This window comes from Microcoleus sp. S13_C5, from assembly GCF_036700845.1.
GTDB lineage: Bacteria > Cyanobacteriota > Cyanobacteriia > Cyanobacteriales > Microcoleaceae > Microcoleus.
Genome location: NZ_JAUBPR010000054.1, coordinates 15349 through 41161, shown reverse-complemented (window position 1 = coordinate 41161; position 25813 = coordinate 15349). Strand labels below are relative to the sequence as shown.

At 46.8% G+C, this 25813-nt stretch carries 19 protein-coding genes; 8 read left to right on the top strand and 11 right to left on the bottom strand.

Features of this window, described 5'->3' with window-relative positions:
- Positions 1 to 69: 69 nt before the first annotated feature.
- From QUA04_RS15945 to QUA04_RS15930, 4 genes are all read right to left on the bottom strand, one after another.
- Positions 70 to 516 carry an alpha/beta hydrolase gene (locus QUA04_RS15945; protein ID WP_333258294.1) on the bottom strand — a complete coding sequence of 149 codons (447 nt, stop codon included), beginning with the start codon at positions 514 to 516 and terminating at the stop codon, positions 70 to 72.
- A 514-nt stretch (positions 517 to 1030) separates the two neighbouring features.
- Positions 1031 to 3031: a cation:proton antiporter domain-containing protein gene (locus tag QUA04_RS15940; RefSeq protein WP_333258293.1), complete on the bottom strand. Its 2001-nt coding sequence runs from the start codon at positions 3029 to 3031 to the stop codon at positions 1031 to 1033.
- Between the two features lie 560 nt (positions 3032 to 3591).
- Positions 3592 to 6348, bottom strand: coding sequence for an NHL repeat-containing protein (locus tag QUA04_RS15935; protein WP_333258292.1), 2757 nt, complete (start codon positions 6346 to 6348; stop codon positions 3592 to 3594).
- 298 nt (positions 6349 to 6646) lie between these two features.
- Positions 6647 to 8044 carry an amidase gene (locus QUA04_RS15930; protein ID WP_333258291.1) on the bottom strand — a complete coding sequence of 466 codons (1398 nt, stop codon included), beginning with the start codon at positions 8042 to 8044 and terminating at the stop codon, positions 6647 to 6649.
- Positions 8045 to 8349: 305 nt separating this feature from the next.
- Here QUA04_RS15930 and QUA04_RS15925 point away from each other — a divergent pair, with 305 nt between their 5' ends.
- Positions 8350 to 9612: a type IV pilus twitching motility protein PilT gene (locus QUA04_RS15925; RefSeq protein ID WP_333258295.1), complete on the top strand. Its 1263-nt coding sequence runs from the start codon at positions 8350 to 8352 to the stop codon at positions 9610 to 9612.
- Positions 9613 to 9673: 61 nt separating this feature from the next.
- Positions 9674 to 10474 carry a circadian clock KaiB family protein gene (locus QUA04_RS15920; protein ID WP_333258290.1) on the top strand — a complete coding sequence of 267 codons (801 nt, stop codon included), beginning with the start codon at positions 9674 to 9676 and terminating at the stop codon, positions 10472 to 10474.
- A 339-nt stretch (positions 10475 to 10813) separates the two neighbouring features.
- Here the strand turns inward: QUA04_RS15920 and QUA04_RS15915 are convergent, their stop codons facing one another.
- Entirely contained in the window at positions 10814 to 12454 is a 1641-nt protein-coding gene (locus QUA04_RS15915) for a thioredoxin-like domain-containing protein (protein ID WP_333258289.1), read from the bottom strand.
- A gap of 65 nt (positions 12455 to 12519) precedes the next feature.
- Between QUA04_RS15915 and QUA04_RS15910 the strand changes: the two genes are divergently transcribed.
- Positions 12520 to 12918, top strand: a complete 399-nt coding sequence (locus QUA04_RS15910) for a helix-turn-helix transcriptional regulator (protein ID WP_333258288.1) — start codon at positions 12520 to 12522, stop codon at positions 12916 to 12918.
- Positions 12896 to 13645: a hypothetical protein gene (locus QUA04_RS15905; protein WP_333258287.1), complete on the top strand. Its 750-nt coding sequence runs from the start codon at positions 12896 to 12898 to the stop codon at positions 13643 to 13645. Before QUA04_RS15910 ends, QUA04_RS15905 begins: the two co-directional genes overlap by 23 nt.
- Here QUA04_RS15905 and QUA04_RS15900 read toward each other — a convergent pair.
- The 3 genes from QUA04_RS15900 to QUA04_RS15890 all read right to left on the bottom strand — a co-directional run bounded on the left by QUA04_RS15900 (position 13608) and on the right by QUA04_RS15890 (position 17684).
- Positions 13608 to 14765 carry a DNA cytosine methyltransferase gene (locus tag QUA04_RS15900; protein ID WP_333258286.1) on the bottom strand — a complete coding sequence of 386 codons (1158 nt, stop codon included), beginning with the start codon at positions 14763 to 14765 and terminating at the stop codon, positions 13608 to 13610. The genes QUA04_RS15905 and QUA04_RS15900 overlap by 38 nt on opposite strands.
- 174 nt (positions 14766 to 14939) lie before the next feature.
- A complete protein-coding gene (arsM, locus tag QUA04_RS15895) occupies positions 14940 to 15908 on the bottom strand; it encodes an arsenosugar biosynthesis arsenite methyltransferase ArsM (protein ID WP_333258285.1) in 969 nt (322 codons plus the stop codon).
- 81 nt (positions 15909 to 15989) lie between these two features.
- Positions 15990 to 17684, bottom strand: coding sequence for a hypothetical protein (locus QUA04_RS15890; RefSeq protein WP_333258284.1), 1695 nt, complete (start codon positions 17682 to 17684; stop codon positions 15990 to 15992).
- Positions 17685 to 18328: 644 nt separating this feature from the next.
- Here QUA04_RS15890 and psaA point away from each other — a divergent pair.
- The 3 genes from psaA to QUA04_RS15875 all read left to right on the top strand — a co-directional run bounded on the left by psaA (position 18329) and on the right by QUA04_RS15875 (position 24107).
- Positions 18329 to 20623: a photosystem I core protein PsaA gene (gene psaA, locus QUA04_RS15885; protein WP_333258283.1), complete on the top strand. Its 2295-nt coding sequence runs from the start codon at positions 18329 to 18331 to the stop codon at positions 20621 to 20623.
- A 110-nt stretch (positions 20624 to 20733) separates the two neighbouring features.
- Positions 20734 to 22962, top strand: coding sequence for a photosystem I core protein PsaB (gene psaB, locus QUA04_RS15880; protein WP_333258282.1), 2229 nt, complete (start codon positions 20734 to 20736; stop codon positions 22960 to 22962).
- 359 nt (positions 22963 to 23321) lie between these two features.
- A complete protein-coding gene (locus QUA04_RS15875; RefSeq protein WP_333258281.1) occupies positions 23322 to 24107 on the top strand; it encodes a hypothetical protein in 786 nt (261 codons plus the stop codon).
- A 160-nt stretch (positions 24108 to 24267) separates the two neighbouring features.
- On the opposite strand, the gene QUA04_RS15870 is transcribed toward QUA04_RS15875, so the two are convergent.
- The 3 genes from QUA04_RS15870 to QUA04_RS15860 all read right to left on the bottom strand — a co-directional run bounded on the left by QUA04_RS15870 (position 24268) and on the right by QUA04_RS15860 (position 25130).
- Positions 24268 to 24462, bottom strand: a complete 195-nt coding sequence (locus QUA04_RS15870; RefSeq protein ID WP_333258280.1) for a hypothetical protein — start codon at positions 24460 to 24462, stop codon at positions 24268 to 24270.
- 155 nt (positions 24463 to 24617) lie between these two features.
- Positions 24618 to 24830, bottom strand: coding sequence for a helix-turn-helix domain-containing protein (locus tag QUA04_RS15865; RefSeq protein WP_006631308.1), 213 nt, complete (start codon positions 24828 to 24830; stop codon positions 24618 to 24620).
- Positions 24831 to 24917: 87 nt separating this feature from the next.
- Positions 24918 to 25130, bottom strand: a complete 213-nt coding sequence (locus tag QUA04_RS15860; protein ID WP_006631307.1) for a helix-turn-helix domain-containing protein — start codon at positions 25128 to 25130, stop codon at positions 24918 to 24920.
- A 190-nt stretch (positions 25131 to 25320) separates the two neighbouring features.
- Between QUA04_RS15860 and QUA04_RS15855 the strand changes: the two genes are divergently transcribed.
- On the top strand, positions 25321 to 25791 hold the full coding sequence (locus QUA04_RS15855) for a hypothetical protein (RefSeq protein WP_333258279.1): 471 nt from the start codon (positions 25321 to 25323) through the stop codon (positions 25789 to 25791).
- Positions 25792 to 25813 lie beyond the last annotated feature (22 nt).

Here is a 25813-nt window from a genome sequence, read left to right as displayed (position 1 = left end):
TCTCTTGTTTCATCTGTCGAAAGAATTCTTAAAGAATTTGGAGATAATTATGTAATTAATTTTGCTTAACTACTTAAAACTCAATACCGATAAGCCTTCCGGCGCATTGGCTCCCTGCACCAGAGCGGCTTGCAGCGCTTCCACACCCCCACCGTCGCGCCTGGGTATGACAGTAGTCAAATCCGTCAGGATGGCAGTGCCGATGCCCGTATTTAGCAAGTTGCTCAGGCCGACTACATTTAGGGGAATTTTCGCTTGTAGCGCCCGAAAAATTTTACTCCGCTGTTCCTCAGACAGGAGATTGGCGTATGCTTGCAGTTTGGCGGGGACTTTTCCTGTTTCTGCGAGTTCGCGCAAATCCGCAACCGATATTGACGATTCTAAAATACCTTTGCGGACAACAACCGTTTCTGCTGCTTTTACAGAGGATGTCGCGTCGCTCAAAGGGCCGATCGAAATCGAACCCAAAACACTCGCCACTGAAGAAAACCATCTGAAATTTGGTCTGATGCTCATTTTTACCTTATTGAACTAGAGGGGGTAGATCACCATATTCTCAAAATTCTCCCAGATACCGAGATATTGTTCTAGATGCCGAGAAATTGCGTCCATCGGAGTGCGATCGTCAAGACCTCTACGCATATTTACTTGTCGATCGCACATTCCGTACCTAAGTGCACTTCTCGTGCGGGTGCTAATGATGATGAGTTGAAGGATTTTTTAATCGGCAGCCCAAAAAATACAAACTTCGCGAGTGAAAAGAGCGAGCCAGTGTATTTCCGAACCGCACAAAGGTGCGGAAATTTTCCTAGCTATTCCGTTGGATTAGGATTAAATATAAGACTTACACAATTGTCACAAATAGGGCTTAAATTTTAGGTATGTAGTTGCGCTTGTGCGCTCTTAGTTAGGAAAGAGCGAGTCGAGCGCAACTACATACCTTTGTTGAATTTGCCAGTTGGCTTTAGTCCTAAAATTTTAACCGCAGATGAATGCAGATTCATAACATCATCTGCGGTTAAAATATCCCTCAAGATACAGGAAAATAAACAACAAGCATCGAGATATCTGCGTGAACCCGGGCGATCGCTTCTGGTTCTTTGAGAGTTCCAGGTTTTTCCCACAAATTCTGGTGAGAAATTGTTGTTAAAATCAGCAAATCGTGTTCTAACAAATTCTGCGAAACTAGCTTGATAAAATTTCCTCGCACCCGATTTACTGGTATCTCAGAAAGAATTTCCACCTCCGCCGCACTTTTGTTGCTTTGTTCCCGTTTTGTCGCCACCAACAACACTTGCAAAGTCGCCTTGAGTTCGTCGGCTAAACTCTTAGCAATATCCACGGTTTCCTGAAATCCAAACCGAGTCAACTCGCTGTCAGTTACGGCCAAAAGAACTCTGGCTGTATTCTGGAGAGGATCGGGAAATCGAGCAATCAGTACGGGTACGGGCGATCGCCTGATCACAGTATCAATGATGCTGCCAAAAAAATTGTCGCGAGTCGTGGAAAATCCCTTCCAACCGCAAACTATTAAACTAGCTTCGCGTTCGGTTGCACTCCGCAGAATTCCGCGATCGATCGCATCATCTATCCTCGCGATCGGTTCAACCGCACAAGCAGCAGCATGGGCCACAGTTTCCGCAGCCGTCAACAGTTGAGTTTGCTGCATTTTATCTGCCGGTGAAATTGCTTCGCCGCGATCGGACAAAATATGCAGCGGCAGCAAAGTTCCCTGAGATGTTTTTGCTAAAATCAAAGCCAAACGCAGCAAATTATCTTCCGTATTCGGATTAGCAACAGGCACTAAAACTCGCTCTCCCCATGACTTCTTTCCCGCAGTAGCAGCCGGCAAACTTGACCCCGGCTGCTGCATTTCTTGACCCCACCGAGATACAATCCAAGGAGAAGCGACACAAGTTACTAAAATCATGGCAATGATGCCGTTCACCGTTACGCGATCGACCAATTTAATCTCAAAAGCCACCGTAATAGCCGCCAAAGTAGAAGCAGCTTGAGCAACAGAAAGACCGAACATTACCATAATGCTGGGAAACTCAAAACCAAATAATTTCCCCGGTAGCCAAGCTGCCAAAAACTTGCTCACAACCTCAGCTAAAATCATCACCGCCGCCACCAACAAAGACTGCGGCTGCTTTATCAGAATTAGCGGGTCAATTAACATCCCCACAGAAATCAGAAAAAACGGCACAAACAGCGTATTGCCAATAAACTCAATCCGATTCATCAGGGGACTCATTTTGGGAATAATTTGAGTAATGGCAATCCCCGATAAAAATGCACCAATAATTGCCTCAATTTCAATTAGTTCTGCTGCGTAAGAAACTAGAAATAGGGTAGCCAATACAAATATAAATTCGGCATTTTCGTCGTGTCCGAATTTCTTAAAAAACCAGCGACCGATTTTGGGAACGCCCCACAAAGTAGCAAAAGTGTAGATAGCCAGAGATGGAATGAGAAACAGCCAAAATTCTAGAGTTAGATTTCCTTTGAAAGCTTTAACAACAATTGCCAGCACCAACAGTCCCAACACATTCGTAATTAAAGTCCCGCCCAAAGTCGTAGTAATAGTCTGAGTTCGCATCAATCCCAATTTTGTGAGAATTGGCAGCGCTAACAGGGTGTGCGTAGCGAAACAAGAAGCAACTAAAATTGAAGCCAGCCAGCTATATCCCAACAGCAACATCGCTGCTGTCCCCAATATCATCGGTAGCGAAAAAGTAGCCAGCCCAAATATGACAGCTTTGTCCGCATTGAGTTTGAGGTCGTCGAGGCTAGTTTCCAGTCCCGCTAGGAACATCAAAAACAGCAATCCTACAGTACCTAACAAAACAATAGTAGCGTCCCGTTGCAGCAAATTGAGACCGTTGGGCCCGACGATTACGCCAGCAATAATTAAACCAACTATTCCCGGTAGTCGCAAGCGCTCAAATACCAGCGGCGCGAGTAGCATGATTGCTAAAAGAACTAGAAAAACGGGAACGGGAGCGGTAATCGGGCCAGAAGTTAACATAAATTTCACCCTAAATATTGGCAGCGAACTGCTACCATATTTAAAAGGAAATAATCAAAATATCTATCAATCTAAAGAGGTATTATCAATAATTGACAGCGTAATTTTTAATAAGTAAGACTGGGCGGGAGTAAGTCGGTTTATTGGGAAAATATGGGTTTTATGACGAGAAATTGGGTGGAGCACGAACTCCGATAAAAAAAACTATCTTTTTTGCGGGAGGGACAAAAACCCGGTTAAGAGTCAAAATAACAGGTTGTGAGCGATCGACTTTTAACGCCGAAACCTGGTTTTTGATCCTATTTGCGTTCACCACTATGTAGGTATCAAATGCAAGGGGAAACAGACATATATCCCAAGATGGACTTTGGTAAACTCGGTCTAATTCAGAAACCCGGTTTCTTTAAAAAACCGGGTTTTTCACCACAACAGACAATTTAAATGGGTTAGTCTTGGACGCGAAAAAACCAGGTTTCTACGCAACGTACTTAACCGTAGCCTTACGGTAGCTAAGTATGTATTTGTTGTCAAGATTTGTCCATCTAATTTTCAATGATAGGCTAAGCTAGCGACACAATACTAGCTCGCTCGTAAGGCAATCTGTTTGTCGGCAAAACTTCCAGATTAATTTGCAACGAATCCAAAGCCGGATTTTCGGCTAGCAGCTTTTGCGTCAAACTCTTATTAAGAATTTCCCAGAAATCCGTTTCATTGGGATAATTAGTCAAGAAACTGTCGATGCTTTTGTAAATCGGCACAAAGTCGGGATACTCATCCTGCGTAATTCCTGGTTTGTACTGATATTTGACATCAATATTGAGGTTATTCAAACCCTGGTGATCTATCGAGTAATTAGGAAGCTTGAAATCCCAGGCTTCGCCTAATTTACCATCTTGAGTGCGAGTAACGGTACTGCTGCGCTCGTAAGGCAATTGGTTGGTCGGTAAAACGTCCAAATTAACCGTCACAGACGAAATTGCCGGATTGTCAGAAAGCACTTTTTCGGTCAGATTGTTGTTGACAATTTCCCAAAAATCTGTTTCGTTCGGGTAGTTAACTAAAAGATTGTCAATGCTCTTGTAAATAGGCACAAAATCAGGATACTGATAATTTTGAATCCCGTCTTTGTACTTATAATTTACATCAATATTCAGGTTGTTTAACCCTTGATGATTAATTGGGTAATTTGCAAATGTAAAATTCCATTTCTGCGTCAGTTGAGCATCGGACGGAAAGAAAGCAATTCCTATTGGACGCTGTAGCTTGCTGTCGGGAGGGACAAAAATAGAACTGTTACTCGACCCCGGATTTCCCGATATTGGCAGCGGTTCGTCAGTCTGACCGTTATACCGCAAAACCGCGCCGGCACCGTTAGCATTAGCGCGGTTGTCAAAGCCAACTGCAAACAAATTGCCGATCGGCGAAAAGGCCAAACTACCTACATAATTGCTGCTGGGCGAAGTATCAGTATAATTGGTAGATAAAACCTTGACCAATTCCCCACTTTTTAAATTGTAGCGCCTGATATCGTTAGCAAAATCGCTGACATAAAGGTCGCCGTCAGCGGGCCCGATTGCCATTCCCAAAAGACTTGCAAATCCCTGACTCCGAGGCGAAGGATCGGGCGAAGCAAAGATACTTGACTGCCGGGTTTGCGGGTTGTAACGCAGCACCTGACTGGGGAAACTTGCGCTATAATCTGCTTTACCATTGCGAGCAACACTCCCCTGCGTTGTCACATACAAATTGCCGTCAGGAGCAAACAGTAAACCGTTCGGGCCATTCAATCCTCCCGCTTGCTGATTTCCCGAAGCAAATACATCAATAAACTGTCCTGTTTTGCCGTTATATCGGAGAATTTGGTCACTCAAAAAACTGCTGACATAAAAATTACCGTCAGGGCCAAAAGCTAAACCGTAAGGGCGAAACAATCCGCCAGTTTCATCGACCGCCGTGTTCGGATTATCGCCGACAAACTTGTCAATAAATGCGCCCGTAATTCCGTCATACCGCAATACCGCAGATGCTGTCGGTTCTCCAGAATTTCCGGGCTTTTCGCCGCTACTAACGTAAATGTCCGACTTATCATCGCCATTGCCATCTGGCCCAAAAACGATCGTATCTGGATTAGACAAACCGCCGCTTCCCGGTGAAATAAATTCGCCTAGAAAATTGCCGGTATTGCCGTCAAACCGAAGTACATTATTGCCCCTGCTATTGCCAACTAGGAAAGTTCCTTGAGGATTGCTGGGTTTAGTGCGAGTAACTTTGCTGGTGCGGCTATAGGGCAAGTTTGGGCTTGGCAAAACGTTAAAATTGATATCAATTGCCGCCAAGGCAGGATTTTCATTGAGGATATTTTGAGTCAAGTTTTTATTGACAATTTCCCAAAAATCTGTTTCGTTCGGATAGTTGGTTAAAAACTTATCAATGCTATTGTAAATTGACCGGAAATCTGGATATTCATTTGGGGTGATTTCCGGCTTGTACTGGTAACCTATATCAATATTGATCTTGTTCAATCCTTGGTGATTAATTGCGTAGTCTTTCAAGGAGAAATTACCATCTTCTTTGAGTTGACCGGAACGACTGCGGAAAACTGTACTTGTTCGATCGTAGGGCAATCTGTCTGTTGGCAAAACTTCAATTTTAATGCTAATATCTGTCAGTGCCGGATTTTCATTAAGCACCTTTTGCGTCAAATTTTTGTTAACAACTTCCCAAAAATCTGTTGCGTTCGGGTAGTTAACTAGGAAATTATCAATACTTTGGTAAATGGGAACAAAATCGGGATATTCGTTCGGGGTAATTCCCGGTTTTAATCCGTAACCAACTTTGAGGTTTAGGGTGTTTAAACCTTGGTGTTCGATGGTGTAATCTTTTAAATTGAAAGCCCAGTTTTCATCAGGAAATAGGGAAGAAGTTCGGGATAGGGTGAGTTCTGGCACGCCACCACTATCACCAACAGCCAAATCCATCCCTGTCAGTTCGTCTCTCTGAACTTGAGTGGAGACAGCGCTCTGGGATTTTATACTACTATCAACTTTAAGATTGTCGCCTCCTGACGATTGGATACCGAAGTCGGTGGATGGCTCAAAAAGGCCGATCGCACTACCAGTCGCAGCAGCCGCCCAATCGGGTTTTTGAGTCGAATCGTAGCTGGTATCAAATAAACCTTTGGTATCCCCGACGGCACTTTGGCTGATCCGATTTAAGCGCTCGAACTTACTGCCCAATAAGTCTTGTATTGCCGCTGAAACACCCACAACATTTCCCGGAATCTGGTTTTCTTCAAACAGTCCTGCTGTGTTAAACATAAGGTATTTTTTTAGATACACCCGCCATCGGGAAGGAAGTTAAAAAGATTATACTCTCTTTCGCCAAAAAATCAAGTACCTTAAGAAGTGTTTTATTTTTGTTTACCCAAACTAAAACAGAAAATTGTCCCCTTTCTCAATCCTCTCGTTTGCCGTTGCATGGGTATTGTTCAAATGTCAAACAGTCAACACTCAATAGAAATTTCTGCGAAAAACCGGATTTCTAGTTCCCCGCGCACCAATCCTGATTTGGCATACCCCTAAAAAAGGGAAACGTGCTTTTATCCCTTGCTCTTCTCTATTTAAAATCTAAAACGGGGAAAGGTTTCGCCGCTTCCATCTGCGCCGCTAAAGCAATTAAAGTTGCTTCCGCCGCCGGCCGCCCGATAATTTGAATTCCCACGGGCACACCGTTGTTATCTAAAATTGCAGGAAGTGCGATCGCAGGCAAACCGCTAGCATTAAACGGCGGACAAGGAGCTACCCAATTAATAATGCGCTGCAAAGTTTCTTCAAAACTCAAATCCGCCCACTCTCCAACCCGGATGGGGGAGTGCATATAAGTCGGCAAAACTAACACATCAAATTTTTCAAAGAATCCCACAATCCGCCGTGAAATAACCTGCATTTGATTCACCGCCCGCAAATATTCCCCAGCGGAAATAGTTCTTTCTAAAAGCCAGCGATTCATGGGTTCCAAAGCAGGGCCTGGAATGCCACTTGCCGCCGCCCCCGACTGCCAAATTGCGATAAACGGTTCGATTAAACCCGTAAAATCTGGGCATCCAGGTTCGACATCATGACCCAAATCTGTCAATAATTTTACTGTTTCGAGTACCGCTTGCTGACAGATAGCCGCAGCCTCGCCCACAGGGGAAATAGTCGTAGAAAACGCAATTCGCAGTTTGCCCGACTTTTGACGGGAAGCCTCTAAAAACGTCGGATTTGAATCAGGTAGCCAGTACGGATCGCCTGTTGTGTAGCCTGACATCACGTCCAAAAGTGCGGCGGCGTCAGCTACAGTGCGCGCCAGTGGGCCGTTGGCAGAAATGCCGCTGAGGTAATCTCCGACAGGTGCCCAAGAAACTCGCCCCCGCGACGGTTTAATGCCCACTAAACCGCAGCAGGAAGCCGGCCCTCGAATCGAACCGCCGCCGTCGGAACCTTGGGCGATCGCGCACAAACCCGCTGCTACAGCCGCCGCTGAGCCTCCGCTAGAACCTCCGGGCGTATAGTCTAAATTCCAGGGATTGCGGGCGGGCGGGAAACCTTCTGGTTCGGTGTAAGGTAATGAGCCAATTTGAGAGGTTGCTGTTTTCCCCAGAATGTTAAATCCCGCTGCTTTGATCCGCCATACTACTGACTCGTCGTAGGCAGAGATGTTACCCAGCAAAGCCTGAGCGCCGTAGGTACAGGGAAGGCCGGTAACTGGTGTCAAGTCTTTAATGGCGATCGGCACTCCGAAAAAAGGTGGCAATTCCTGTGGCTTGTTTAACCCAGCTAGTTTTTCGGTTTGAGATTTAGCTAGGGCGATCGCCCGCTCGGCCGTTACAGTAAAATAACTGCCAAGCTCAGGGTTTAATCGCTCAATCCGTTCCAAGTACAGATTGACAATTTCTAAAGGCGACACTTCCAGGGTGCGGATCGACTCCGCCAACTCCAGAGCTGGAGTAAAAGCCCGCTCGACAGAATTCATCGGTTTAAGTCCTTAATATTTGAATGAAGTATCAATTTATACTGCTTGAGTGCGGAAAACTCTTTCCATTAAAAATTTTATCCAAAAATGTAGAAAATCCCTATTTGGTCGTAGATAGAGAGTGAGCGCATCCTCCTATTGGCAGAATATTTCCTTTGTATTGCACAAGTAGAACCCTATCTTGCGATAGACTGAGGAGAACAGTTAAGCTTTTGTGCAAGAGACGCACAATGGCGATCGGCATTGTCCAACTCCCACAAATCCTCTGTTCGAGTCAGCCTTCTCACCAACTTAAGGTAGCGCATATGACACAACAGCATCCGCCAGCTCCTCGCCCGCCCGTACCCGGAGCCCCCCCACCGCCAGGAATGCCCCGCCCTCCAGCTCCCGGGATGCCCCCCAGAGCAGCAGGAATGCCGCCCGCACCGCCGCCAGCACCAGCACCGCCGCCAGCACCAGCGCCGCAATCCTTCGCCACACCTAAAGGCCCCATCTCCAGCAACGGCGGAGTTCCGAGTTTGAAAGAGCTAGTAATCCGAGCCAAAGAAGAAGGAGTATCCGACCTTCACCTCGGAGTAAACGAAGTTCCCCGCTTCCGCACCCGGGGCGAGATTGCCGACATCGGCTATCCACCGACGGATTTAGATACGTTTTTTGGCTGGTTGCGGGAGTGCATGAGCGATGAAGAAATTGAAATTTTCCAAAAAACCCTAGACTTTGACGGCGCTTTCGACTTCGGATTCGTGCGGATTCGGATCAGTTGCATGGACTCCTTGGCCGGCCCGGCAATGGTGCTGCGGCTAATTCCTGCCAAAATAATGACACTGGAGGAATTGAAGCTGCCGGAGGTCTTTAGGAAAATATGTGGCTACCACAAAGGGCTGATTTTGGTGACAGGCCCGACAGGTTCGGGTAAGTCTACCACGTTGGCCGCGATGATCGACTACATCAATAAGAATAAAGCCTACAATATCATCACGATCGAAGACCCGGTAGAATTCGTACACGAAAGCAAAAAATCCTTGATCAAGCACCGGGAAGTCGGCAGGCACACCCTCAAGTTTATGAGCGCTCTCAAAGGCGCTCTGCGACAAGACCCGGATATGCTGCTAGTAGGAGAAATTCGGGACAGAGAGACGGTGGAAATCGCCCTCAAAGCCTCTCAAACCGGTCACTTAGTTGCAGGAACCCTGCACACCAACAGTGCGGTTAAAACTCTGAACCGGATTCTTGATATGTTCGGGGCGGAAGAACAGGATGCCATACGGGTTTCAATTTCCGAATCCCTAGTGGCAATTATTGCTCAACTGCTGTGCAAAACCACAGACGGAAAGCGGGCTGCTTTCCACGACGTTATGATCAATACCGACGTGGTTAAGGAATACATTCTGAAGGGCCAGAATGAGGAAATCAATCAAATCATGATCAAAGATACTTATGAAGGCATGACGACGATGAATAAGTCGCTCTACGGTCTTTATCAAGAAGGTCGGATTACTGAAGAACTTTGTGTAGAGAACTCGCCGTTCCCGAACGAAATGGCTCAGATGCTCCGAGGTCGAGTCTAAAGGTCGAGTGTTAACAGTTAACTGTTAACAGTTAACTGTTAACTTTTATTGGTGTACTGAATTGAAAGTCGATCGCCCGATTTTGCCAGAAATTTTCAAAGGCATTGCGCTGTTTACGCCTGGGGGAGACTTAATCTATTGCATAGACCCCCGCAAGCAAACTCAGTGGCATTTGCAGTTGTGCGTAGCTCTACAGGAGATCCTCGGTTTGTCGGAACCGCCGCATTTTCTGATACCTTGCTACACGGCAACCGTTGACTGCTGGCTCGATCCAGGCGATCGGCAGGTGCGGCTTGCTGCCGAGGCTTACCCCCCCGTGCTGCGACATCAAACGCTGCTGAACGCCATTTTTGGGACTGGGGACTTAGTGTGGCATCCCCGGAGCGAAGAAATGTGCGAACCGATGGCAATTGCTACTTATCACGAACAATTCCCCGAACTTTGGGAAAATCACGACTTAGTTGTACAGTATGCCAGCCCCGAAGCTCGATCTTACTGGAGCAGTTCGATAGCACCTCCCTTGGGCTTTCCGCAATCGCAGCAGACTCCGCTTCCCAAACCAACAGCACTCACCCCACCGCCACAAACTCAAGGGTACGTTTTGCGTTTGTTTGTTTCCGGCAGCAACCCCAGCACCGAACGCACCCTCGAAACTTTACACCAGTTTTTAGAGCAATGCCTCGATCGTCCCTACACTTTAAAAGTAATTGATGTTTTGAAACATCCAGACCAAGCTGAGGCAGATCAGATTTCAGCAACTCCTACTTTGATTAAAATCTGGCCGAAACCCGTGCGACGAATTGTCGGCGAATTGAATGATAATGAAAAAATAGTGCGGCTGCTGAGCTATTCGGAATTTTAGATTGGGGCGAGGATTTTGGCGATTATTTAATACGGGCGATCGCGGTTTGAGTAGCGATCGAATTAACAACATTTAGTAATTCAGCCCTGGACGCAAAAAGTGGTTTGACTTTCTACTTATATCGGTCAGGTGTTCTTGGACCCTACACCCTAAATATAGAGGTTCTGCATCCAGGAGTGAATTGCGGGTGAGGCACTGCACTCACCGCGAATAATTAGGGTAACTTACTTGGCTTGAAAATGGTGGTAAGGTGCGCCGAAGAGCACCCTACTTTACCACAATCAATCTGGCAATTAGGAGAATTGAAAACCGTGCCTGATGTCAAAAAGGTCGATCGACTTAATCAGGAAGACAAACATCGGGAGCGCACAAATTGGGGAAATCCAAAGTTGTGACTTCCAGCGTGTCCAACTCAACTCTCCGAATTACATGATTGTTCGTATCAGCAACAAACAAATGAGGCCCGATCGCACTCAACCCTGAAGGTTCAAAAAATCGAGCCTTGAGACCTTTAGCATCAACCAAACCTGCTGTACCATCTCCAATCATGGTTCTGCACGTACCGCCCCGGTGGTCGATCCGCTTAATTTTGTGATTGTAAGTATCAGCCACCCAGAGGTAATTTTGAGCGTATTCAACACCCAAACAGTGCTGCAACCTGACCTCATCACCGCGACCATCTTTATCCCCAAAACCAAACAATTCACCGCTACCGCAAACAGTTCGCACCTTCGGGTCTTCATCTATACCCACAGCACGAATCGAACTAATTTCGCTGTCGGCAACAAACAACTCCGATCGATCCGTAGCGAGCCCGCTGGGCTGAGAAAAAGCAGATTCTGCAAGATTCCCGTCCACACAGGATTCTCTGCCAATACCCGCATAAGTGCCGATCGTGCCAGTGTCTAACTGCATTTCCCAAATTTGGTGGGAACCAGCCATTGCAATAAAAAGCCTATTTCCAACTCTTTCTAAATCCCAAGGCGAATTCAATTGCATTTCTAAACCCTTGCCACTGCGGGGTGAAATTTCGTGACTTTGTTCGCCGGTACCAGCAACAGTTTCTACCCGTTGAGTCGTAAAATCAATCTTTCTGAGAGCATGATTTTCCGTATCAGCAACATATAGAATTTGACTTTCTGCATCAAAAGCCATACCTTGAGGTGCAAAAAACTCAGCCTCTTCAAAGTCCCCATCAGTTAAACCCGGTTTGCCGCTACCGATGACGTGCAGCACCTCACCTTCGAGGGTGCTGACAACAATCCTATTGTGGCCGGAATCGGCAATAAATAAGCAAGAACCGACTAAGTTTTGTATGACAGAATTAGCCGGCCCTGGCAATACAGTTTCATCTACAGATTCATTTTCCTGACTCATTTCGCCCAAAAGCGCGACCTGTTGGTGAAGCTGTTTTGCCTCCGTTGCAGCGATCGCAAATGCCAGCACTTTACCGGGAAAAGCCAGCGGTGTTGATACAGGTTTGCGCTGTTTTTCTAAGCGAAAACTGAGTTGTTTAAAGTTGAGTGCATTTTTATCTTTGTATTCAGCAATTAACTTGCCAACTAAGTCGTCAAGTGCTTCTCTATTGCCTTCGCCGGAAACAAACCCAACTACATAACTTTCAGGATCGATCACCATTAAAGTCGGCCAAGCGCGAACCGCGTAGCTTTGCCAAACTTTCATGCCGCTATCTACGATTACGGGATGTTCGATATCGTAGCGGAGGATAGCTTGGCGGATGTTTTCTACTTCTTTTTCGTTTTCAAATTTAGCCGAGTGAACGCCGATAACCGTGAGGGAATCTTTATATTTTTGTTCGAGGTATTTTAAGTCTGGGAGAACGTGCAAGCAGTTGATGCAGCAGTACGTCCAGAAGTCGAGGAGGACGACCCGCCCTTTTAGAGATTCAATGGATAAAGGTTTTTCGGTGTTTAGCCAGGGGTAGTTTCCGGGGAATTCTGGTGCTCTGACGCGAGGCATGGCATCTCCTGGGTAGGATGTGAATGATTTTTTTACTTCTTTAATTTAGCGGGAAGTTTAGCGCCATGGGGAAAAAGCTGGTTAAACCTGGGCTTTTGGAGACAGCCAAGATGGCTGTGCCACCAGAGGGGAGTGAGTTCATTGCTCATATTGCCACCTTGAATACTTTAGTCTGTAGAACTTTTGTATTCAAAACCTTACTATTTCTCTCTATGCAGCCTAGCAAACTAGACCAAACTTTAGGACTAGAAATACAACGTCGTCGCATAGAGAAACGTTGGTCACAAGAATATCTGGCAGAAGTCACAGGTCTGCACAGAACCTATATCAGCCAGCTTGAGCGAGGGCTGAAAAGTCCATCTGTTAGAGTTCTTAGTCACATTACAAATGCTCTGGACATAACAATGGGTGAATTTTTACGAGTTGTAGAGGAACTCTTGAGTGCTGACGGAAAACGAGATTGAAAGATTGAGGCAAGCCATTATTGCTACCATTGCATCTCCAGTTATAGGCTCGATAGAGGATTATACTTGGGAAGCTATTTTTCATTATGTCAAGCATATTCCTTTATCAGATCCAGCATTAGGACGTAGCAAACTCCTCTATGATGCTGTTGACTCCACGACTGCAACTGGTTGGTCACTTAAATCTCTTCAACTGAATAGTCTTAATGTTGTAAATACATTTTTGTTTGTCATTCAGAGAGCAGATGTTATCAAAAAGGCTGCCAAACTTGGTTTTCCTGGTTTGACGGAACAATCCTCACCTGCTGAACTCGGAGCAGCTATTGTTCAGCATTGGAACGAGAAAATTATATCGAGTCAAGTAGCACAGAGCATTACCAATAGCTATGAAAGCATACTGCTGAAAACCATTAGAGGATATGAATATATTTACTGTGAATTTCCTCTTAATCCACTTGACCCAAATGCTTTTTCCTGGGCTTGGACAGTGGATAGAGTTACTGGACGATCGGGAGTAGGCCTACAAGGCAATGTTGCAGGTAAGCTAGAGTTAGTTTGGTACAAGAATCAAAAGCAACTTTTTAGAGCTAGAACCATTCCTCCAGAAGCAGTTCACATCAGGGTTAAGCGAACTCGTATTACACTTGATCGATATGTGCAAACTGTTCTCTCAGCTTTGCAAGATCAACTCAGTACACAGTCTTTGGACAGTGAACTTGGAGAATAGATGCAGCTATTGCTTTACCTAGAAGTGGGGGTACTGATTCTCCGATTTGAGAAGCCATATCAGTGTATGTTCCCAGAAAGTGAAAGTTATCTGGGTAAGAATGCAATCTTGCAGCTTCACGGATTGTAATTGTCCGATTTTGGGTGGGATGAAAAAATCTGCCAGAGCCGGGATGGAAAACCCACCTTGTGATAGTTCTTGCTGGTTTATCCCAGTAAAGCCTTCCATATGCACCGCTATAGTGCTTTTTAGGAGCTAATTCTGGTGGCAAGTCTCTAGCATCTTGCCCTTCACTAAGAAGACGCACTCTTGACATTTGAATGGGGCTCAAAGCACGAGCAACGTGATTGAAAAGTTTCGTACTTCCATTACGTATCATTGCTTGGTACGCAGTTTGGGGTGGCAAAGGATAAACTTCAGCATTATATTCCTCTCCTGCGTTCAATGACGGCAAATCTCCAATCGCATCTCTAACGGTGACGACTGAAGAAATGTTTGATTCTAGGAGACTAAGTTGGTAACAAGATTTAGTAGCTCTGTAATCGCTTCTAATGTCGCCAGCGTGTGTAGGTTCAGGGAATTGAAGTGGTTTATCTAAACTAGCCAGGAAAAAAGCCCTTGATCGGGTCTGCGGTACTCCATAATGCGCGGAGTTTAGTGAGCCATAAGTGACTTTATAACCTTGCGACTCAAGTTGCTGTGTAATTTCATTCTTAACTACACCACCATAAGCTTTCAAGATTTCAGGTACGTTCTCCATAACAACGTAAAGGGGTCTAAATTCCTGTACGAATTCTAAAAATGTCCGATATAAGTGATTGCGAGAGTCGCTGAGGTAGCGATAGTCAGCAGGAATATTTCTTGAAAATCCTTGGCATGGGGGGCCGCCTATCAACGCTGTTAGTTCCTCTCTCTGCAAACCCAAACATAATCGCAAATCTAAAGGATTGACCTCACGTATATCCTGATGAACAATTTTGGTGTTTGGGTAATTGTGCTTATAGGTCGCTAGAGCTTTCGCATCCACCTCGATCGCACATAAAGATTCAAAACCAGCCAGGTGAAATCCTGTAGTCAAGCCACCCGCACCAGAAAATAAGTCAATAGTCTTATATGTCATGATCGAATACTATAGTATTAGGAAGCTAGTGTCAACCAACTTCAGCAATTGGCGTTTCTTGCTTCTCCTAAATTTTATGCTTGCTTTTCCCTGCTGTTATTTTCCAAAATAACTAATACACCGTTAATTTTATTCTGGTCGATCGCACTTGCGATCGACTTAACCCCACAAAATCTAACAGCAACCGCCGCCGTTATAATGCCAAGTCGAATCAGTAATTAACACCTTATCGGGGATTAATCCCCCCAACTTCCCAGCAGTTTTATCGCACACCGCCGCCGGAACTCCCCGCTGCAAAACGTGACCTGCGCCGTCATCAAACAGATCTTCAGACCCCGTATAAATCGCCGTCTTGCCAGTGAAAATGCAAGCTCCGTCATCCGGTACATCCACTTTGAAAGACACCGAATCCAGGCTTTCTAACAGCAAATCCGCGTCCAATTGATAATTGTGTTTGTCCAGCAATCGGTAAGGCCTTCTCGCCCGCACTTCCACTTGCCCAAAACCAACGTCTACAAGGTGTTGAACGTATTCTGCGTATGTCAGAGCACCGGACAAACACAAAGCCCGCAAGCGTTGGTCTTCCTTCAAATGCTGCGGAATGGGGCGAGTTGCGATTGGATCGCTCATCAACAATCTGCCACCCGGTTTTAACACCCGATAAGTCTCTTTTAATGCTTTAGCTAAATCCGCAGGTTCAAAGATATTAAACAAGCAGTTTTGGGCGACAACATCTACAGAAGCATCCGGCACCGGCAACGCAAAAGCATCGCCTTCACAAATTTCTACAAAACTCGGATCAAACCAATCATTTTCGTGGGCGGCTATTTGCAAGTTTCGGGCAGCCGCATCTCGCATTGCTGGAACCGGATCGACGGCAATAACCGCTCCTTTATGTCTAGAAAAATATGCAAATTGTAGTGCTTCCAATCCGCCGCCGACGCCTACATAAAGCACGAAGGGATTGCCGACAAGTTCGGCGGCGTGAACGGTTGTGCCGCAGCCGTAATTCATTTCTTGCATTTGTTCGGGAATTTTTAATCCGGGCAATTGCAAGGGACTGCTTTGGACGCAGCAAAGTCCGATTTGGGGTGTTTCGGCAACATCGCTGTAGAATTTGGCTGCTGTTTCGAGGTAGGTCATTTTTTAGTGTCCTTTAATTTTTAACGGCAGATGGAGCACGAGCGTCCCGCCCATGCCACGAAGAAGCCCAGGAAGATTTTGTTAGGTGGCAAATTCGACTTTTTGTTCGGATTTTGGCTGATTTTCGGGTTCGGAAACAGTTGTTTCGGGAGGGGCTAATTGGCTGGTTGGCTGGCTAGGAGTTTCAGCGGCAACTGGTGGCGTTGGCGGTACAAGATTGGGAGACTGTTCTGGTATCGCGGGAGCGACTACTTTTGGTACTGGAGCTTTTCCTGTTATTTCTGGCAGGGTTGGTGGCTCTGAATGATTAGCAGGTTGCTGTTCTTCACGCAAGAAGTTGCGGAACCGATTGTAGTATCCTTTATATTCCTGTTTTTTTGTTTGGGGAGATGCTGTTGGGGTCGGTTCTATTATTTTAACGGGTGCAACAACTTTGGGGGTTTCTAACTGTGGAGTTGCTGTCGGTGTCGGTTCTATTACTTGAACTGGTTCCACAACTTTGGGGGTTTCTAACTGTGGAGTTGCTGTCGGCGTCGGTTGTATTACTTGAACTGGAGCTACAACTTTGGGGGTTTCTACCTGTGGAGTTACTGTCGGCGTCGGTTGTATTACTTGAACGGGATCTACAACTTTCGGTGCTTCGAGTTGGGGGGTTGCTGTCGGTGTCGGTTCTATTACTTGAATGGGAGCAACTTCAGGAGCGACTGTTGGCTCTAAGCTCGGTTGGGTAACAGGGGTTTCTGGAACCGCTGGTGAGGGTGGGACAACTGGTGTTTTTTCTAATGCAGGTGTCGGTGTCGGTTCGGGGGTTGGGGTTGGTGTCGGTTCGGGGGCTTGGTACGTGCGATCGACTAGACCGCGAGTTTCTGCTGCTGTTAGTTCGCCCCGCACTAATTTTGAAAGAGGATCTTGGCCAAGCGGTTGGAAATTTATCAGTCTGACTGTATTATTAAAGGCGTTTTTGACGATATTTCCCCGTTCGTCAATTAATTCTAGCTGGACCCAGTTTTTCCCTGGTTTGAATCCTTTAAGATATATAGGTTGCCACTGGTCGATCGCAAAGCTTTGGCCGTTGACTGTGGCTCGAATTTTCCAATCGAGTATTTCATCTTGGGAATTTTCTTGCGCCACTTCGTGCGGGGGGGCATTTGTCAAGTAAAAGTCGAGCAGGATGGGTTCTGCCCCGTAGCTGCCGTGGGGGCTGTTGTACGTTAATAGGGGCAATGTTTGATTGGGATTATTGTCGTCTGTTTTGGTAAAAACGTGAAAGGTTGTTTGAGCCGCGGCACCTTCGTTTTTAAAGCTTTCTTCCCAAGGGCGAGCGGCGAACACCTGAAGGGTATGGGTTCCGGGTTCTAAGTCCGAGAGCGTTAAAGGCTGGTTGAGATCGTAAACTTCTGCATAAGGTTGGTTGTCTAATAAAACTTGCAGATGGGGGCCCAAACCCAAGTTTGCATCTTTGAAAATGGGCAAGTCCTTAACTTGGAACTGAACAGACACATTTATATCCTGAAGCACTTCGTCAGGTTTTGGATTCAAAATACTAATTTGAGGCCGGTAGATTTCTAGAGCCTGACGCAGTTGTTGAATGGCTTCTGGGGGAGAAACCTCTGAGATTCTGTTTACTGGGGCGGTAGCTGAGCCGCTCTTGTTCCCTGATTTGGGCAATTCGGGATGGCCCGCGCCACAACTTGCTAAACCCAAAATTAATATTGCTGCTGCCAACAATGCCAGCAGCCTGCCCGCAACCGTTCTGTGCCAATTGATCCCAATCACGCAACCATACTCCTAGAAGCCTTCTCATAGGGAACTATAGCCCAAAAATGAATTTAGTATTGGGGAATTGCCGGCGAGGAATTCCCAAGTCGCGTAGGAACCCGGATTGAGGCAGCAGCGGGCAACCCATCATCTCCCACTCTTAATTGCCGCAGCCTTTTTCCAAAACATATATCTACAAATGAGTATTCGTAAATTACCTTATCTTTGAGTTTTGTAAAGTTAATGGCAGTACCCCTTGACTTTTTCGAGGGACTGTGGGATTTAAAGGCGTTATTACATCAAGAATTGAGCCTTTTTTAAGTATTGTTAACAAGCGATTAATACTCCTCTAGCAAGCTTATAATTCATAAAACTCCCTCAAAAGGAGCAGCCGTATCAAGTCTGAATCAAGGACGCGATCGGCGGCTCCAGATAGCGAGAAGAGTTGGCAGTACCCAGTCACATTGTTAGCGACACTGGGAAACTGGCTTCTTCACAGAAGCAAAATGCTTGGGGAGACGATGCACCTGCGTCTAGCTCTGCAAAGAGTAAAGTGTAGTTCAGTGTCGGCTTTTTCGAGAATCCCCCGCCTAATCAAGCGCGGGGAGTGTCCGGTACAGTATTCAGTTCTCGTTCCTTGTCTTACCGAGAGGAGAGTCTTCATGACCATTAGTCCTCCAGAGCGAGAGGTAAAAGCTAGGGTAGTAGTCGATAAGAATCCGGTTCCAACTTCCTTCGAGAAGTGGTCAAAACCCGGTCATTTTGATCGCACTCTAGCTAAGGGACCAAAAACCACCACTTGGATTTGGAACCTCCACGCTAACGCTCACGACTTTGACAGTCATACAAGTGACTTAGAAGACGTTTCGCGCAAAATCTTTAGCGCTCACTTCGGCCACTTGGCAGTAATCTTCGTATGGTTGAGTGGCGCATATTTCCACGGCGCTAAATTTTCCAATTACGAAGCTTGGCTGACAAATCCTACAGCCATCAAGCCCAGCGCTCAAGTGGTCTGGCCGATTTTTGGTCAAGAAATTTTAAATGCAGATGTAGGCGGCGGCTTTCACGGGATTCAGATCACCTCTGGTCTATTCCAACTGTGGCGCGCCAACGGCATCACTAACTCATACCAGCTATATTGCACTGCGATCGGCGCCCTGGTAATGGCAGCTTTGATGCTGTTTGCCGGTTGGTTCCACTATCACGTCCGCGCTCCGAAACTGGAATGGTTCCAGAACGTGGAATCGATGATGAACCACCACTTGGCAGTGTTGTTGGGCTGCGGCTGCTTGGGCTACGCGGGACAGCAGATTCACGTTTCGCTGCCGATCAACGCTTGCATGGACGCGATAGATGCAGGTTCACCGCTGACAGTCGGCGGCAAGCTGATCAAAACAGTCGCTGACATCCCTCTGCCGCACGAGTGGATTTTGACGCCGGGCTTGATGGCTGACATCTACCCGAGCTTCGCTAAAGGTTTAACCCCCTTCTTCACCCTCAACTGGGGCGCATACACAGACTTCCTGACCTTCAAAGGCGGTCTGAACCCGACCACAGGCGGTTTGTGGCTGAGTGATACAGCACACCACCACTTAGCTTTGGCAGTGCTGTTCATCGTTGCTGGTCATATGTACCGCACGAACTGGGGCATCGGCCACAGCATGAAAGAAATCCTAGAGAACCACAAAGGCCCCTTCACTGGTGAAGGTCATAAAGGTCTCTACGAAATCCTGACTAATTCTTGGCACGCGCAACTGGCGATTAACTTGGCACTGATGGGCTCTCTGAGCATCATCGTGGCTCAGCACATGTACGCGATGCCTCCGTATCCGTACATCGCGACCGACTACCCGACTCAGTTGTCCATCTTCACCCACCATATGTGGATCGGCGGATTCCTGATCGTTGGAGGAGCAGCTCACGGAGCAATCTTCATGGTTCGGGACTACGAACCGAGCGGCAACGTCAACAACCTGCTCGATCGCGTGATCCGTCATAGAGATGCGATCATTTCCCACCTGAACTGGGTTTGTATATTCTTGGGCTTCCACAGCTTCGGTTTGTACGTTCACAACGACACGATGCGGGCTTTCGGTCGTCCTCAAGATTTGTTCTCGGATACCGGGATTCAATTGCGTCCGATATTTGCCCAGTGGGTGCAAAACATCCACGCCTTGGCTCCGGGCACAACAGCGCCTAATGCTACGGAAATCGTCAGCCACGCTTTTGGCGGCGGTGCAGTAGTAGTAGCCGGCAAAGTAGCGATGATGCCGATCGAGTTGGGTACGGCGGATTTCATGATCCACCACATCCACGCTTTCACTATTCACGTTACAGTCCTGATTCTCTTGAAAGGCGTGTTGTTTGCACGCAGTTCTCGCTTGATTCCTGACAAAGGCAACTTGGGCTTCCGGTTCCCTTGCGACGGCCCCGGCCGTGGCGGCACCTGCCAAGTTTCTGGTTGGGATCACGTGTTCCTAGGCTTGTTCTGGATGTACAACAGCATCTCGATCGTGATTTTCCACTTTAGCTGGAAAATGCAGTCGGACGTTTGGGGAACAGTATCGCCAGACGGCACAATTTCTCACATTACCGGCGGCAACTTCGCCCAAAGTTCGATCACGATTAACGGCTGGTTGCGGGACTTCCTGTGGGCGCAAGCTTCTCAGGTGATTCAGTCCTACGGTTCGGCACTGTCGGCATACGGTCTGATGTTCTTAGCTGGACACTTCGTCTTCGCCTTCAGCTTGATGTTCCTGTTCAGCGGCCGCGGCTACTGGCAAGAACTGATTGAGTCGATTGTTTGGGCTCACAACAAGCTCAAGGTAGCTCCGTCGATTCAGCCTCGCGCTCTGAGCATTATTCAGGGTCGGGCTGTGGGTGTAGCTCACTACCTCCTAGGAGGAATTGTCACTACGTGGGCATTTTTCCTAGCGCGAATCATTTCGGTAGGGTAAACTACCCCTAGGTTTTGGATTCTCGATTTGGGAGGAATCTCAAATCGAGAATCCAAACTCCGAACCGAATCCCTTCAATTTTGTTCAGGATTCAGGATTAATCAAGGCTTATGGCAACGAAATTTCCAAAATTTAGCCAAGACCTTGCCCAAGACCCGACCACACGGCGGATCTGGTACGGGATTGCCACAGCACACGACTTTGAAAGCCACGATGGCATGACCGAAGAAAATCTTTACCAAAAGATTTTTGCTTCTCACTTCGGCCACCTAGCAATCATTTTCTTGTGGACATCGGGCAGCCTGTTCCACGTAGCATGGCAAGGTAACTTTGAACAGTGGATTAAAGACCCCCTAAACGTCCGCCCGATCGCTCACGCGATTTGGGACCCGCAATTCGGCGCTCCTGCAGTAGAAGCTTTCACTCAAGGGGGCGCTTCTAACCCGGTGGATATCTCTTACTCTGGTGTCTACCATTGGTGGTTCACCCAAGGGATTCGGACAAACGCCGACCTGTATCAAGGAGCTATCTTCTTGTTACTACTGGCCGCTGTCTTCCTGTTCGCAGGTTGGTTGCACCTCCAACCCAAGTACCGCCCCAGCTTGTCTTGGTTCAAAAATGCTGAATCTCGCCTCAACCACCACTTGGCTGGTTTGTTCGGTGTCAGCTCTTTGGCTTGGACTGGTCACATGGTTCACGTTGCTATCCCCGAATCTCGCGGACAGCACGTAGGTTGGGACAACTTCCTGTCTACCCCGCCTCACCCGGCCGGTTTGGCTCCGTTCTTCAGTGGTAACTGGGGCGTATACGCCGAGAATCCAGATGCAGCGAACCATGTCTTCGGTACTTCCGAAGGCGCTGGAACCGCAATTCTGACTTTCTTGGGTGGCTTCCACCCTCAAACAGAATCCCTGTGGCTGACAGACATCGCTCACCACCACTTGGCGATCGCAGTTCTGTTTATCGTTGCCGGTCATATGTACCGGACTAACTTCGGTATCGGTCACAGCATCAAAGAGATGTTGGATTCTAAGGCTGGTTTGGTCGGCGGTAAGAGTGAAGGTCAGTTCAACTTGCCTCACCAAGGCTTGTATGAAACCTACAACAACTCGCTGCACTTCCAACTGGCATTTCACCTCGCTGCTTTGGGCGTGATTACCTCCTTGGTAGCACAGCATATGTACGCGATGCCTCCCTACGCTTTTATAGGTAAGGACTTCACGACTCAGGCTGCGCTTTACACCCACCACCAGTACATTGCTGGATTCATCATGGTCGGCGCTTTCGCCCACGGAGCTATCTTCTTGGTGCGGGACTACGATCCTGAAGCAAATAAAGGCAACGTGCTCGATCGCGTGTTGCAGCACAAAGAAGCGATTATCTCTCACTTGAGCTGGGTGTCGCTGTTCTTGGGCTTCCACACTCTCGGCTTGTACGTTCACAATGACGTTGTAGTGGCTTTTGGTACTCCTGAAAAGCAAATCTTGATTGAACCAGTGTTCGCACAGTTCATCCAAGCTGCTCACGGAAAAGCTCTCTACGGCATGGACGTGCTGTTGTCTAACCCTGACAGCATTGCTTCTACCGCTTGGCCGAACTACGGCAACGTATGGCTCCCAGGCTGGTTGGATGCGATTAACAGCGGTACTAATTCTCTGTTCTTGGCGATCGGACCTGGCGATTTCTTGGTTCACCACGCGATCGCACTAGGCTTGCACACCACCACATTGATCTTGGTCAAGGGAGCTCTAGACTCTCGCGGTACTAAGCTGATGCCGGACAAGAAAGACTTCGGTTATGCTTTCCCTTGCGACGGCCCCGGCCGTGGCGGTACTTGCGACATCTCTGCTTGGGACTCTTTCTTCCTCGCTATGTTCTGGATGCTCAACACCCTGGGCTGGGTAACTTTCTACTGGCACTGGAAGCATCTGGGCATCTGGCAAGGTAATGTGGCTCAGTTCAATGAGTCTTCTACCTACCTGATGGGCTGGTTCCGCGATTACCTCTGGCTGTATTCTTCTCAGTTGATCAACGGTTACAACCCGTATGGTACTAACAACTTGTCTGTCTGGTCTTGGATGTTCTTATTCGGACACCTTGTTTGGGCAACTGGTTTCATGTTCCTGATCTCTTGGAGAGGTTACTGGCAAGAGTTGATCGAGACTTTGGTTTGGGCTCACGAGCGCACTCCTTTGGCTAACTTGGTTCGCTGGAAAGACAAGCCTGTTGCTTTGTCCATCATCCAAGGTCGCGTTGTTGGTTTGGCTCACTTTACTGTGGGATACATCCTCACTTACGCCGCCTTTGTAATTGCCTCGACGGCCGGGAAATTCGGGTAACTCTGAACTCTGGTTTCTAGGTAATTAAATGAAATCCCCTGCCTTCTGGCGGGGGATTTTTTTGTATAGCAGAAGGAAGTTCGGCAACGGATTGTGTAACGGATGTAACGGATGGATGGAATAAGATTGATGAGTCGAAGCTGCCGTTCGATTAATGTTAATCGGCGGGAGAATGCGAAGCGGTTGGCTGAGTCTGTCAAGCAGGAATAAAAGTGTGATCGATCAGTCCTAAAAACCTTGAGCCCAAAGCTTTTCGCGGTAATTTGCACCTACAGAAAAATTTATAGTGCGAGCGGGGTAAAATTAGTAGTTAGGTTCCCAAGTTTCGGGGATAAGTGGTTTATCGAGAGGGCTGGGTTGTGAATACAATTATTGACACACAAGTGCTTTCATATCGTTTCAAGGAGATTGAGAACGATGTCCACGACGGAAGCCGAGCTATTTCATCAATTACAGCTAATGAATTTTTACTGGCTCAGCCCAGAGACTCAAAGCAACCTGACTACTACATTCTTCATCCAGCTAGATACTCGCCACTAAATTCAGAAGAGCCTGATTTTGGTATTCCCGAGCATTTTGGAAATCCTAAATGGGCCAAGGGAGGTGCTTGTCGGACAGACCAAGTGATTATCGACTTTGGCAGTCAGTTCTCTGCATATCGTGAGTTTGGAAACGAAGCAATTGCTGAGGTTATTAACAAAAAAAACTATGGCGTATATGAACTCAGTGTTTCTCATTTATCTAAACAAAAGCAGAAGTACCTCAAAAAACGGTTGAAATACATTTTGGATAATAATTATCGTTGTTACACTCTAACTAGAGCGACAATAGAAAATGGGTTGACTCTGTTTTCAGAGTTTGCTGCTAAACATAACTGCAAAAGCAATATTCGTAACACTATCAATGACATCTTAATACTGGCGACTGCTGTTGACAGACAAAAGAAATTTATAACATATGATAATCTGCTAAATCGTTTTGCTGCTGAGTATTATGAGGCCAGAACTCACCAAAACGAAGGTGAATTGATCATCGATTTTTCAGAGGAGACAACTGAAAGTAGAAAAAGTAAGGAAAGTAAAGGATATGTCAATAGGGGTTGGAGTTACTCGGTTCGTAATAACCGAGAGGTACAGGGAACCTAACAACCCGCTTGCACCCGACCGCATTAAGGTTGTCTGTTGGAACCAATAAGGTATCCGTGATGGGTGAAGCGAAAGGTTATGGCATGGTTCTTACAACTATAGTGGCTGTAGGAGCGATCGCCCTTTTCACTTCACCCAAATGGCCATCGCCCTTATCCCTTCAAATTTCCCCATTCACCTGCATCTGATGCACCTTATCTGCCAACTCTTGGCGGCTTTCCTCGTCGAGTGCATCAATTGCCAGCATTCCCAAGTACACGACTTCCTTCTGAGTTAGCCTGGTCGCTAGCGCTTGTTTTTGAATGACTTCCTTAATCACAGAACTGACCGCGATCGCAGTATTAGTTTTAGCCACGAAGAATAATTAACGATTAATAACTTTGCTTGATGTTACCATCCTCAATCCGATTAAGTACAATAATGTTTGACTAAGTACAGTTAATCATGCTATAGTGTAAAAAATACAAAAAAGCGATCGCCCCCGGTCTAGACAACTTAAGAGCGATCGACCTATTCCTCAATAATCTCCACCAAGTCCTCAATCATCACATCAAATGCCCGCGCTAACTTGTACAGGGCGGTAAAGTCAACCATTGATATTTCTGAACGACGAGCATAGCTGGTTATGGTGCTGTAGATCACGCCCGATCGCTCAGCCACCTCCTTGAATGTCCAGCCCCTCTCGGCGGCTAACTCTCGCACTTTTACTCTGACTAAACCCATGCTTGACAAATAATGCAGTTGCGTTTTAAGATATTTGCATCTAAAAAAGCGATCGTCCCCGGTCTAGACAACTTAAGGCCGATCGACCTATTCCTCCAAAACCTCAACCAAATCCTCAATCATCACATCAAAAGTGCGAGCTAACTTCCGCAGGCAAGTAAAGTCAACCATTGCCATTTCAGGACGACGAGCATAGCTTCTGACAGTGCTATAAATTACCCCTGAACGATCGGATACTTCCTTAAGCGTCCAGCCCTTCTCCGCCGCTAGTTCCCGAATTTTTAGCCTGACTAAACCCATGCTTGACAGTTGATGCAATTGCGTCGTACAATTTTATATGTAAAGAGCGATCGCCCTCCGGCCTGGAAAACTAAAGGGCAATCACTTGTAAAACCATAGGGACAAACATTTTTTGCCCCATGCACTTAAATATCTAGAGATTTACTCTCTATTCAAAAGTGCATTTACCATATCCATAGGTCTACCAGCCATGATATCAGAAACTCCGGCAAAATCGCGGACGATCGCAGAATCGAGAATAATTCACAAATCGCCAATCCTTCATCCCCTGGCGAGATTTGTTACCGAAGAAACAGTCGCACTGCTGTTCAATATCGCAGCAGACGAGATTTATCGCATCGAATGCTGCCGCTACATGGTTTACGTTCACGCCAAAGGCATTAGTCGGTTTGTCAGCTACGCCGATTTTCCCCCTATTTTAGAAGTAAAGCCGATCGCACTTCAAGATTTTGGCAGATGGTACAAACGCTGGAAAAGCAAGCTAGCACCAGCATTTTGGACGAAATTCTACACCCACAAGTTCAAAAAAGCTGTTTCAGTTGACAGCTTGCTAGAGTGGGGCCAATTGGTAGCTACTGTTAAATCGGTCATTTCTGGGGCGGCGCTGCAACAGCTACGAGATGTCTATGCCCAAGAAAAACATTTGATGGAGAAATTTTAAAGTGCGATCGCCCCGGCAACCA